This is a genomic window from Marinobacter sp. (assembly GCF_052094685.1).
In the GTDB taxonomy this organism is placed as follows: domain Bacteria; phylum Pseudomonadota; class Gammaproteobacteria; order Pseudomonadales; family Oleiphilaceae; genus Marinobacter.
Genome location: NZ_JBQDKB010000097.1, coordinates 1 through 12,425, shown reverse-complemented (window position 1 = coordinate 12,425; position 12,425 = coordinate 1). Strand labels below are relative to the sequence as shown.

General features: G+C 55.9%; 8 protein-coding genes. 1 reads left to right on the top strand and 7 read right to left on the bottom strand.

The annotated features are described in order from the left end of the window. Window positions 1–1,083 (top strand): patatin-like phospholipase family protein (locus ACTH3S_RS15510; protein WP_441809913.1); only part of this gene is annotated, 1,083 nt, incomplete at its 5' end. Here ACTH3S_RS15510 and znuB read toward each other — a convergent pair. From znuB to ACTH3S_RS15475, 7 genes are all read right to left on the bottom strand, one after another. Continuing rightward, complete coding sequence (znuB, locus tag ACTH3S_RS15505) at window positions 1,078–1,899, bottom strand: zinc ABC transporter permease subunit ZnuB (protein WP_441809912.1); 822 nt, start codon at window positions 1,897–1,899, stop codon at window positions 1,078–1,080. The two genes, ACTH3S_RS15510 and znuB, sit on opposite strands and share 6 nt — an antisense overlap. After that, on the bottom strand, window positions 1,886–2,674 hold the full coding sequence (znuC, locus tag ACTH3S_RS15500) for a zinc ABC transporter ATP-binding protein ZnuC (protein ID WP_441809911.1): 789 nt from the start codon (window positions 2,672–2,674) through the stop codon (window positions 1,886–1,888). Before znuC ends, znuB begins: the two co-directional genes overlap by 14 nt. Then, the gene (locus ACTH3S_RS15495; protein ID WP_441809910.1) at window positions 2,667–3,158 is read right to left on the bottom strand and encodes a Fur family transcriptional regulator; all 492 of its coding nucleotides are present in this window, start codon (window positions 3,156–3,158) and stop codon (window positions 2,667–2,669) included. The genes znuC and ACTH3S_RS15495 overlap by 8 nt, the downstream gene beginning before the upstream one ends. Window positions 3,159–3,275: 117 nt before the next feature. Beyond that, window positions 3,276–3,737 carry a chemotaxis protein CheW gene (locus ACTH3S_RS15490; RefSeq protein ID WP_441809909.1) on the bottom strand — a complete coding sequence of 154 codons (462 nt, stop codon included), beginning with the start codon at window positions 3,735–3,737 and terminating at the stop codon, window positions 3,276–3,278. Window positions 3,738–3,748: 11 nt separating this feature from the next. After that, window positions 3,749–4,801: a chemotaxis protein CheB gene (locus tag ACTH3S_RS15485; RefSeq protein WP_441809908.1), complete on the bottom strand. Its 1,053-nt coding sequence runs from the start codon at window positions 4,799–4,801 to the stop codon at window positions 3,749–3,751. Next, a complete protein-coding gene (locus tag ACTH3S_RS15480) occupies window positions 4,801–12,228 on the bottom strand; it encodes an Hpt domain-containing protein (RefSeq protein WP_441809907.1) in 7,428 nt (2,475 codons plus the stop codon). Before ACTH3S_RS15480 ends, ACTH3S_RS15485 begins: the two co-directional genes overlap by 1 nt. A gap of 11 nt (window positions 12,229–12,239) precedes the next feature. Next, window positions 12,240–12,425, bottom strand: a 186-nt coding sequence (locus tag ACTH3S_RS15475; protein WP_441809906.1) for a CheR family methyltransferase, incomplete at its 5' end; no start/stop codon positions are given.

The window sequence follows — 12,425 nt, the reverse complement described above, 5'->3', positions numbered from 1 at the left end:
ATGACTGCCATCCACACCCGCGACCCCGCGCTCACCATTCGCGCAGGCCGTCGAACCATAGAGCGGTTGCAGGAAAAGCCACTTACGCCAGATGATGTGCACGTGATACCTGGTGCGGCCGGTGGCCCCAAAGCTCTTGGGCTCAGTGGCTTGGATAAGGCGATTTTTGGTGACTGGTTGCCGCAGGTTGAGCAAGAGCGATCACTGATTGGGTCATCCGTGGGCAGTTGGCGATTTGCGGCCGTTGCTTCGTCGAATAACCCTCGGGCTCAGCTTACTCGGCTGGCGGAACTGTATACGTCCCAGCGTTTTTCGAAAGGAGTGAGTGCGGCTGAGGTGACTCGCCAGAGTGTTCTGTTCCTCAAAGAACTGATCGGAGGCCGGGAAGACTATATTCTTGAGCACCCGTGGTATCGACTGAACGTGATGGTTGTCCGCAGCCTTGGCATGCTTGCGCCAGACACTAGGGCTCGCCTGGGCTTTGGTTTGATGAGTGCGATAAGCGCTAACCTTGCCGGCCGGCGGCACTTGAGTCGCTTTATGGAACGAGGCATCCTTCACGACGCCAGGCTGAAAGCGCCCCTGTCATCGTTGGCTGAATTTCCTCGCCATGAAACCCCGTTGAATCGTGAAAATCTTATGCCAGCGTTGCTGGCATCGGCGTCCATTCCGCTGGTGATGTCTGGTGTTCGGGATATTCCGGGCGCACCGAATGGCATATACCGGGATGGGGGGCTTCTGGATTACCACCTTGATTTGCCTTACGAGCAGCCGGGCGTGGTTTTATACCCACATTTTACTGACCGGATAGTGCCTGGCTGGTTTGATAAGGCCCTGCCTTGGCGACGCGGCGATGCCACACGCCTGCAGGATGTATTGCTGGTGGCGCCTTCTTCGGACTATCTGGAGCGCCTGCCAGACCGCAAACTGCCGGATCGTAAGGATTTTGAAACCTACGCCGGAGACGATCCTGGCAGGGAGCGCTCATGGCGCAGAGCGATCGCCGAGAGCGAGCGCTTGGGAGATGAGTTTATGGAACTCTTGGCAACCGGCCGCTTGGTGGATGCTCTCCAGCCCTTATAGTGACCGGGCTGAAAACCGACCTGCGCCACCATAGATAGCCACAAAGGTGGCAAAGGCTGTTACCACAACAGAGGGGCCGGCAGGCGTGTCCAAGTGCCACGACATGCTTAGCCCGCCCGTCACCGCAATAAACCCAAACACCACCGCCAGCGCCGCCATTTGCTCCGGAGTGCTAGCCAACCTGCGCGCGGTCGCTGCAGGGATGATCAGCAATGCGGTAATCAGCAGCACACCCACCATCTTCATGGCAACCGCAATTACCAGCGCAAACATTAGCATCAGCAGCAGGCGTAGGCGCTCGACCGGCACACCTTCTACCCGGGCCAGTTCTTCGTGGATGGTGCTCATCAGCAAGCCGCGCCAAAGTGCGGTTAATAGCGTCAGAATAAGAACGGCGCCGCCATAAATCCACAGCAAATCTTTGCGGTTCATGGCTAGCAAGTCGCCGAATAGCAGGCCGGTTAGGTCGATGCGAACGTCTGGCATGAAGCTGAGTGCGACCAAACCAATGGCTAGGGCACTGTGAGCAAGAATACCCAGCAACGTGTCGGTGGCAAGGGTTTTGTTGCGGGAAAATAGCAACAGAGCCACGGCCAAAATAACGCTGGTCATCATAACCCCGAGATTCAGCGGAACGCTGATCAGAAAGCTCAAAGCTATTCCAAGAAGTGCCGAGTGAGCGAGAGTGTCGCCGAAATACGCCATTCTCCGCCATACCACAAAGCAACCCAGCGGTCCGGCGATCAGTGCCACACCTAGGCCACCAATGAGGGCGCGCCAGAAGAAATCGTTTAGAACGGCATCAATGATGGTCATGATGACATTCCCCATGACCGGTGGCTGAATCTGCGTGCTCGGCCCCGACTATGTTGCCATGCAGGTCGTGGCTGTGGTTGTGATGGTGGTGATACACGGCTAAGGATTCGGCCACCGGCCGGCCGAAGGTTTCAATAAACGCCGGGTCGTGTGAGATGTCTGCGGGAGATCCACTGCAGCATATATGTTGATTTAAGCAGATAACCTTGTCGGTGGCTGCCATAACCAGGTGCAGATCGTGGGAAATCATGATGACGCCACAGTTTAGCTCGTCCCTTAACTGGCGAATTAGATCGTAAAGCGCGGCTTGGCCGTTGATATCAACGCCTTGGGCCGGCTCATCGAGCACCAGCAGATCCGGTTTCCGCGCGAGTGCTCTGGCGAGCAGAAGGCGTTGCTGCTCGCCTCCGGAAAGATGGTGTACTGAGGCGCTGAGCAGATGGCCAACACCGGTTCTTGCCAGCGCAGAGGTGCACTCAGCCAGCGGTCGGCCACTGAGTAGCATGAAGCGTTTAACGCTCAGCGGTAGCGTTGATTCAAGGCTCAAATCCTGGGGCACATACCCAATAATCAGGTTCTTGGCGCGTATTACGCGACCACTGGTCGCAGCCTGTATGCCCAGCACGGATTTGATCAATGTGGTTTTACCCGCACCATTAGGGCCGATGATGGTGATGATATCACCCCGGTGCAGTGACAGATTTACCCGATCAACAACCGGGCGATCTTCAAAGCGAACGGTAAGGTTCTCGATGGCAACCAGTGCATCACTCATGGTGCGGTTCCGCGTGACAGCCGGGGCAAAGGCCGGCTACCTCTAGTGTGATGGCTTCGGTGCGAAATGCTTCGGCGCCAGCGGCATTGTGTATCGCCGTGGATACTGAGGTGTCGGTCAGCTCAAGAACATTGCCGCAGGCGCGACATATAAGAAACATCCCCGTGTGGTGCACGCCGGCGTGGGCGCAGCCAGTAAATGCGTTAAGCGACGCTATACGGTGTACCAGCCCGTGTTGCTGCAAAAAATCTAATGCTCGATATACCGTTGGCGGTGCAGCGTTGTGACCTTCTGAGGTAAGTTCTGCAAGCACATCGTAGGCCCCGAGAGGCTTATGAGATTGCCAAATCAGCTCCAACACCCGTTCACGAGTGGGTGTCAGGCGGGCGTTTTTCTGCTGACAGATTGCTCTGGCGTCTGCCAAAGCCTGGTTGACACAGGCGTCGTGATTATGAGGGCGGTACGGAAGCGCACGGGCGGACATGGTCGGGATCCTGCATTTGCAAAAGTGAAATATTATAACATTTGCAAGGATCCCACTGCCATGGGCCAAGACAATAACCTGGGTGTTGTGTTGGTCGTGTGATTTCAGGTTCTGCGCTTACACCCGCGATTCACCGGCGAGAGATTCCAGGTAGTCTAAGTTAGGGATCCAGGCAGCTTCGCCATCAACATCAACTTGCATGAGATCGGCAGGCCCATTTTCGCCATTCAGCTGTTTAAGGTGTTCTTCGGTAATACGAACTTGGCTCGGAATGCCCTGAGTAATCAGTGCCATGAACCGACGTTTTTTGTTGTTGTCGCTGATGGAGTTGAGCACCACAATTCGGCCACGGTTATCACCGGGTATTGAGAGATTCCCACCGTTAGCGGCGTCGTAGGATATAACGGGCAAGCTCAGCCCACGCCACTCCAAGTGACCGGCCAGCCAGTCTGGAGCCCCTGCGCCTGCGTCATTGCTGGCGTAATCCACCACTTCTGCAATGGATACGTTGGGTAGTAAAAGCTGCCGCCCGCCTACGGGAATCATAACGCAGGAGAGGGTTTGGCTGTTGTCATTCATTGCGTGTGTCCTCAGGCGGAGTCCCGTTTTTGCCGACCTTTCAGCAGGCAGGATTTTTCGATGGTGTTGATCAGTTCTCGAGCCAGTTGTTCGGGCGTACCGCAAAAACTGGCACAGCCTGTGGCTGCTACGGAATCTGGCATCGAGCTATTGCCACAACTGGTACTCTCCTGAACCCAGATCCGACTACCATAGGCTTTGAGTAAAGGCGCTGCAATCACGCCGTCGTTGCCCATGCCGGAAAACAGAATGGCATGGCAGCGTGCGCCGTAGTGATCCGCTGTATTCAGCAGAACCTGGTCAATAGAGGGGCCATAAGGCCCAGGCCAGGGGGTATCTTGTTCCGTAAGCACGCCAGTACTGTCGAATTTCCATTCGTGTTCAACAGGCATCAGTACGACATCGCCGTTCTTTACCCGGTAATGTTCTTCCGCATGCTGCAGCTTGTAATGAGCATGGCGGCCAAGTACCCGGGTGAGCACCCCGGCAAAATTCTCATCAATATGTTGGGCATATATAAAGCCCACAGGCAAACCTGGCGGCAGGCAGTCCAAAAATGCCTTTACGGCGGCCGGGCCACCTAACGAAGCGCACAATACCCAAACATCTTCTGCCACCGAATCTGGCGCTGCGGGTGTCAGCCAACGAGGCAGCTCAGACGATACCGGGTTTTCTGGCGCTTGTACTTCAAGTTCTTCAAGACTGACCTTTGAGTCCAGCTGCTCAAGATCCCCCAGCTGTTGTTCCAATTTGCCCAGAAGCCTTCGCTCCCAGCGGAAATAGTCCGGGCTGCCGGATGCGGGAGCCTGATCCAGCCCAAACAGAACCGGCGCCTCGGTGTTCTCCAAGAGATAGTCGAACAGAGCAGGGTGATCTGCTTCGTCCTCCAGAGTGACAAGCCAAAGCCTGGCCTCTGGAAACTCAGGATAACTCTGTAACCTTTGAGAATCACCGGAGAAGCAGACTTCCAGGTCGAACTTGGCGGCGGCTGCCTGCAGGCGATGTCTCTGCAGGACAACATCCGACACAATCCCGACCTGAGCCCGACCGTTAGGGCCGGCCATTACTGCTTACCGGTTAGCCGTTCAATGGTCTTCAGCAATTCGGTCTCCTGGAACGGTTTGCCGAGGTATTCGTTTACGCCAATCGCCAGTGCCCGCTCACGGTGCTTCTCACCGGTCCGCGACGTAATCATGCAGATAGGCATATCGCGCAGGTTATCGTCGTGCCGCACAAAGCTGGCTACTTCAAAGCCGTCCATGCGCGGCATCTCGATATCCAGCAACATGATATCCGGCTGATGATCCTGTAGTTGCGCAACCGCATCCAGGCCATCTTTTGCTGTGATAACCTCCATGCCGTTGCGCTCCAGCAGGCGGGAAGTAACCTTTCGGACCGTCACCGAATCGTCCACCACCATCACCACGGTAGCACGCTCTTCGTAGCGGGCGGATTCCCGTGCCTTCTCCAGATTCGCCAAGCGCTCGCGCTCAGACAAAATGTCGGAACGGATCATGGCGGGCAGATCGAGAATCACCACCACGTTACCGTCACCGAGAATGGTGGCGCCGGATACGCCGCGAACGGTACTGAACTGTGGGCCAAGGGATTTAACCACGATTTCCCGGCTGCCCATCAGGTTATCTACCTGTAGAGCCATGGGCTGCTCGGCACCGCGAACCAGAATCACCGGCAGCGGCAGGGCCTGGCCCTGAAGTTTGGGGTGGTGATCACTGTTCAACAGGCTGCCGAGATACTGCAGACGATATTCTTGGCCTGCGTATTCGTACATGGGTGCGTCTGGCTTGTAGTATTCTTCAAGCTCGTAGGTGCTCACCCGAACAATACCTTCGATGGTGTTTAGCGGGATGGCGTAGAAATCTTCGCCAGTGGACACCATCAGGGCGCGGTTTACCGACACGGTAAACGGCAAGCGCACGGTAAATACGGTGCCTCTGCCAAGCTGTGATTCGATGTCCAGGCTACCGCCGAGCTGTTTGATCTCGCTGGCGACCACGTCCATGCCCACGCCACGCCCGGAAATCTGGGTGACCTGCTGTGCGGTGGAGAATCCTGGCTGCAGGATAAACTGGAGAATCTCCCGTTCCGAGAGATCTTCATCTTCTCGCAGTAGGCCTTGGCGAATGGCTTTGTCCCGAATGACGGCAGAAGGAATACCGGCGCCGTCGTCGATCATACGAAGAACCACATCGCCGCCTTCGCGAGCTAGAGACAGAGTTACGTCGCCGGCTTCCGCCTTGCCGTTTTTCCGTCGATCAGCCGGGCTTTCAATGCCGTGGTCGATGGCGTTGCGCAACATGTGTTCCAGCGGCGCAATCATGCGCTCCAGGATGTTGCGATCCATTTCGCCTTCGGCATTGCGCACATCAAATTCAACTTTTTTGCCTAGTTCGCCGCTGATCTGGCGCACAATTCGACGCAGGCGCGGCACCATGGAGATAAACGGAATCATCCGGGTCTTCATCAGACCTTCCTGGAGCTCCGTATTGATGCGGGACTGCTGAACCAGCAGGGTTTCGGTATCCCGAACCCGGTCAGACAGGGTCTCGCGGAGATCTGCAAGGTCTGACGACGATTCGGTCAGAGCCCGCGACAACTGTTGAATAGACGAATACCTGTCCATTTCCAGTGGGTCGAAATCTTCACCGTAATCTGGGCCATGCTCTTTCTCTGCACTGAACAGAATCTGAGCTTCGGTTTCGATATCCATCCGGCGTAGCTGTTCACGCAAGCGCTCGATGGTTGCAGCCATTTCATCCAAGGTGTGGCCGAAGTCGCTACTTTGCTGCTCTAGTCGGCCACGGGTAATACTGGTTTCTCCCGCCAGGTTAACCAGATCGTCCAGCAGAGGTGCGGATACCCTAATGGTTTCCTGAGCTGCGGGAACTCGGTTGCGGGCTTTTGCTCGGGCAGGCTTGGGTGTTGGCTGCTCAACTGCCTCTACTGGTTGTTCGGGGGCTACTGTTGCCGATAACAGCTCGTTCGTCGGCTCCACGGCCGCGGCGCCGGAGTTGAAGCGTTCACTTATGCCTGAAACCAGAGCAATGATGCCGTCGTGATCTTCCGTAATAGCCTGCCACTGGCTGTCGTTAGGCGCGTTGCCACCCAGATCAATCAAGCGGGTTTCAAACGTGTGAGCTCTATCGCCCAGCAGAGTGAGTTGGGATAAGCGGGCTCCGCCTTTCAGCGTATGAAGCGCGCGCTGAGCTTCTTGATTGAAGTGGTTGTTGCCCGAATCTTTGCGCCAGTCATCAAGGAGCTGCTCCAGCTGATCCATGATTTCGCTGGCTTCTTCCAGGAATATTTCCAGAATCTCCGGATCGAGGGCTTCTTGATCTGCACTTGCCGTTTCTTCCGGTGACAAATCGCGCCGTTCAAGTTCGGGGTTCAGGGCGCTATTGAAGGCCGCAAGAAGTTCCGGATCGGCAATCAGCTCGTTGCCATGGGACAGCTCACTGAGCATGGATCTCAAATCGCCAAGGCCGCGACCACTGAGAGTCAGCAGAAGCTTCTGGTTACCCGGGTTAGATAGCAATGTATCCAGAGCACCGGACCAGGCTTCCGCGAGTTCCGCGATGGGGTCAACGTCGGACAGCCGTGCGCCACCTTTGAGGGTGTGCAGTTCCTGTTGCAACTGGGCAACGCCGTCCATTGCCTCGGGATCTTCGCGCCACTGATCGAGACACTCGCTGATGGCGTCGTGAATCTCGTGACCTTCATCCAGGAAGATGCTGGTGAGTTCGTCGTCGTTGGCCTCTATCGACGTGGGTTCTGGAAGCGACGTGGGGAGCTCGCTTTCCTCAGGCGTAGCGACTACAGATGCTGCTTCGCCGCGGATAATAGCCTCAACCTGATCCACCAGATCGCTCGCGGGTGGACAGGGCTTTTGGGTAGCAACCTGTTCAACCATCTGTGCAAGTCGGTCGTGACAGGCAAATAGCAGGTTGTTCATTGCACTGCTGGCTTCAAGCTGGCCTTCTGCCACCTTCTCGAACAAGTCTTCAAGTACGTGAGTCAGGTCGCCAATAGAATCGACTCCAGCCATACGTGCGCCACCCTTGAGGGTGTGGACGTCCCGTTGCAGTTCTGCGGCGACCGAACGATTAGACGGGTTCTCACTCCAGGTGTGCAGTGCACTGCCTGTTGAGTTGATCAGGTCGTAGGCTTCCTCAAGGAAGATGCCGATAAGTTCCGGATCCAGGTGGGAAAGGTAGGCTACATGCGCGTCTTCATCGGTCTCTGTCGCATCCTCAACCTCTGCCTCGGGCAATAAGTCTTCATCGGATACAGTGCCTTCCGGCTCGTCGGGCCCTGCCACATTTGTGACCGCCCGCAAGCTGGTAGTGTTATCCATGTATGCGCAGATTTCGCTGATCAGATCCGGTGCCGGGCGCGGAGGCTCTTTCGCGCCCATGCTGTCAACCATACCGGCAAGTCGGTCATGGCAACGGAACAGAAGATCTGAAAGCTCATCGTTAACGGACAGCCTCTGTTCGGTCAGCCCCTCGAATAGGTTTTCGAGCTCATGAGCCAAATCGCCCACCGATGGGATATCGGCGAGGCGCGCACCGCCTTTCAGAGTATGCAGATCCCGTTGCAGTAGGCGCAGGATATCCAGGTTTCCGGTAGCTTCGCTCCAGCTTTGCAGGGCCTCGGCCGTGCTGTCGATGAGATCGCAAGCTTCTTCAAGGAAAATTTCTGCGAGCTCTTCGTCCATCTCGCTGTCGGTGGTTTCGGTGTCAGAGTCCCCAGGGACTTCCTCCATTTCAGGCGTCTCAAGTTCATCCATGTCGAAGCTGAGGTCAATTTCTTCAAGGTCTTCGGTGAACTCTTGATCAAAGACGCTTGTTGCTTCGGCTTCTGGCCCGGAAATAGATTTTGTAAGCGCTTCGAGCTCGGAAACCAGCTCATCGCTGGACTCAATCGCCAGCCCCGCTGCAACCTGATCCATCATGTTGATCAGGTATTCATGGGCGCTGTCCATGGTTGCGAAGAACTGTTCATCTGGTGCTTCGTCCCGGGTGAGGGCCGCAGAGTAGACTTCTTGCAAAGCTTCTGACAAAGCAGCTACATCAGGCAGCCCAGCGTCGGACGCCGCATCGGTTAGCTGGGTAAGTTCCGCAGTGAGGCGATGGAGTGACCCTGGGTCCTGTGGGTTGTTGGCCCACTGAACAAGGATAAGATCCGCATCCAGAACAATGTCCAAGCCTTCATTCAGGAATAGCTGAAGCAGCTGAGAGGGCGCTGGTTGTTCACCGTCATGGTTTGTCTCTTCGTTAAAGGTGCGGAGCCTATCATTGGAAATATGTTCCAGTTTTTCCAGGAACGCTTCGGTGCCAGGTAACGACGTTTGTGGCTCTTGGCGTATCTGTGCCAATCCTTGTGTCAGGAAGTCGCAGGCGGATTCGATTAACGACAGCACCTCGGAGTCGGCGCGCAGGTTCTGGGCGCGAGATTCTTTGATGAAGCGTTCTAATGGGGCGATGATGGCCGCAATCGGGGCGATTCCCGCTGTGTGAGCACTGCCCTTAAGTGTATGCAAAGCCCGGGATAGGTTGTCACTATAAGAAACGCTAATTTTGTCGCTAGCAGACGCCAAAAACTCTCGAAGCGTCTGAAGGTGGGTCTCTGTTTCGCTCTCGAAGATATCCAGCAGCACTGGGTCAACGCTGCTCTCGTCCTCATCGTATTCTACTTCAGGCAGATCTATTGCGGCGGCGCCGGAAATATCGTGGGTTTCGGCGGCCGGCATCGTGCTGGCGTCAGGGATTTCACCGTTGGCTACGGCGGTTGCTCGGGCTTGAATGCTGGATGGATCAACGGAGGGCGACCGATGGTTTTCAAAGTCGCTGACCAGAGTCGGGAAAACACCAGTTGCCTCATCCAGCAGGCCGGCAATGTCGTCGTTCATGAAAATGCTGCCATCGATGACACGGTTCAGCATGTTTTCGATGGACCAAGCCAGCTCACCCACAATCAACGCACCGACCATGCGGCCGCTGCCTTTTAGGGTGTGGAATGCGCGGCGAACTTCTGAAAGAGCGCTGCGATCATCGTGCTGGCGAAGCAACATGGGCAAGTATTCCCGGATGGTATCCAGAACCTCGCCGGCTTCCTCGACAAAGATTTCGAGGATTTCATCGTCAATCAGATCGTCCTGCTGGTCACTGTCGGCTGCCTGTTCTGGCGCTGGCACTTCATCAGCGGTAGGTTCGTGAACCTGGGCTTCCGGAGCACCGGCTTGCTCACTATCGCTACGACGAGTGGTTGCCATCGCTTTCGCGCGCTCGATCAGCTCTGCTACATCACCGGTGGCCTGGCCATCGCGGAATTCATGAATCAGTAAAGGCATGCGTGCGTTAACGTCATCAACCAGCGAGAACAGATCGTCGTTTGGCTTGATGCTTTGATCAATTACCCGGTTGAGAAGGTTTTCTACAGACCAGGCTAATTCACTAAGGCTGTTGGCGCCAACAAGGCGCCCGCTGCCTTTGAGGGTATGGAACGCGCGGCGAACTTCGGTCAGTGCCGGGTGGTCGTCGTGGCTCTGGCGCAGGCGCGGGTAGAATTCGTGTATGGTCTGCAGAACCTCTTCGGCTTCTTCCACAAAGATGCCAAGAATTTCGTCGTCTAGCAGTTCTTCATCCGATTCTTTGGCTTCGGGCAGCTGTGTCGGGGCGTTGGTATTTGGTTCCAGCTCCTCAGCAACCATCGGTGCTATGACCGGGACGTCTTCATCGGCAGATTCTGTGCCCCAAGTGGGTTCTTTCCCTACCGGGAAGCCAAGACGGGCGAGACTTTCTTCGGTAATCCGCAGAATGTCTTCGTTGCCACTGATGCCTTCAGCCAGGCGCTCCAGGTAGTACTCAATACTGGTAATCGCGTCGGCGAGGGTGTCCAGTTGTATCCAGTCGGGTACGTGCTTGTCGCTGAGCAGAACATCTGAAATGTAGCGCTCTGCTGAAGCCAGCATACTGGCCACTCGATCCAGTGGCACCAAACTTAAGCCGCCGCGGATGCTGTGGAGCAGGCCGGGGACATGCTCGACTTCTCGGGTGTCCCATTGGGATGCAATAAAGTTGATGACTGCAGACTTTACCTGCTCCAACGTGCTGCGGGATTCCCGCAGGAGTGCGCTGCTGGCCTCGCCGAGCTCGCGGGAGCCCTGATTAAGAGGCAAGTTGTCTCCGCTGTTTTCGGAACGTTCTGGTGGCCGATCACTGTCCAAACCAGCAAGGGTAGCTTCCACATAAAGCAGAGCCCCAGCGATGTCCATCAGGGTGCCGTCGTCGACCAGCTCGCTCTGTGCACTGAGCTTTTCGACCAGTTCAATGTGTTCTGTAATGATTTTTCGTGGAATTCCCAAACCCAGTACGGCAAGCGTGTTGCCCACTTGCACCATGCCGGGGAGAAGGTCCTCAAGCTCGCTGTTCTGGCTCAGTTCTGAGCGCACAAACAGATCCAGCTGGTCTTTCAGCTTGGCAAGCTCTTCATTGAGTGCACTGACAACCGAGTGAATTGCCTCACGACCTGGTCCAGAAACCCGGTTTCGTGCTGCGTCCACATCGTCTTCAGAGGGCAGGGCTTCTTCTAGCTGATATCGGCTGCGTAGTTCTCGAATTCGTTCGGAATTCAGATCCCGTGCCCGTGCAACATAATAAAGCAGGTGCTTTAGCAGGGCGTCGGGCGCTGGCTGCGCAAGAATATCCGCGTGTTCGTCAGTAAGACGGCGGATCTCGCTGTCGAGTTCCCGAAGGAGAGACTTTACCGCAGCGTTAACCGGGTTTGCTTTAGCCTGGAGCGTTTCTACGAAGGCCGCCGCAGCTGTCCAGAGCTCTCCACGGGGTGTTTTCTGGCAAAGGCGAGTCAGCCGGTGAATCACTTTTTGCAGATAAACGAATTGAGCGTCCAGGTCTTCTTCGCGAATGATGCCGGCAAGAGCAAATTGGTACATCTGGCGAAGCTTTCGAATATGACCAAGTACTTTGGGGTCTTGCAATCGCTGGGACACATTGCCTGCAACCTGCATGCGAGATGGGCCCAGATCAGGTTTAAACAGGGAGGTGTCTGAAAGCAGGGAATCGCCCCGTGCAGCCCTGAGGTCATTCAATAGCGGCAGCAGTACCATAGGGAAATCGTCCTGGCTGCTGGCCAAGTGTTCCAGGTACTGAGGAAGCTGCAAAATGGCCTGCATTAGGACATTAACGGCTTCGTCCACGCTGACGACGCTGTTATTCAGCACCGCTTGGGTGAGCTTTTCCATTTCTTCGGTCAGCAAAGCCGCACCGTAAAGCTCAACCATCTGCAGGGTGCCATGCACCTGATGGAGATAGTTCAGGCAGAAACGCAGGCGTGCAGTGTCGTCACGATTTTCGACATACGCCTCAAGCGCAAGCTGACCCTGAGTCAGCGTGTCCTGTATCTCGCCCCGAACCCAGTCGAGGGCGATGCTGTCATGGTTATTGCCCATAACCTCTCCGGTTATTCTTCGTCAGTCTGGCGCTTTATCCACGCCAGTACATGTTCCGAGGGTACCTTTTGCAGGCCTGGGGGCTGCCAATCGGTCAGCTCTCCCTGGCCCAGAACCAGTAGTCCCCCGGGCGCCAGCCGCTCTGCAAGTCGCCTGACAATGTCCCGCCTGCGCCAGCGACGGAAATAAATCAGCAA

Excerpts from the sequence above, each read along its gene's own strand:
- znuB (WP_441809912.1), bottom strand. The coding sequence starts at position 1,899 with ATGACCATCATTGATGCCGTTCTAAACGATTTCTTCTGGCGCGCCCTC.
- znuC (WP_441809911.1), bottom strand. The coding sequence starts at position 2,674 with ATGAGTGATGCACTGGTTGCCATCGAGAACCTTACCGTTCGCTTTGAA.
- ACTH3S_RS15495 (WP_441809910.1), bottom strand. The coding sequence starts at position 3,158 with ATGTCCGCCCGTGCGCTTCCGTACCGCCCTCATAATCACGACGCCTGT.
- ACTH3S_RS15490 (WP_441809909.1), bottom strand. The coding sequence starts at position 3,737 with ATGAATGACAACAGCCAAACCCTCTCCTGCGTTATGATTCCCGTAGGC.
- ACTH3S_RS15485 (WP_441809908.1), bottom strand. The coding sequence starts at position 4,801 with ATGGCCGGCCCTAACGGTCGGGCTCAGGTCGGGATTGTGTCGGATGTT.
- ACTH3S_RS15480 (WP_441809907.1), bottom strand. The coding sequence starts at position 12,228 with ATGGGCAATAACCATGACAGCATCGCCCTCGACTGGGTTCGGGGCGAG.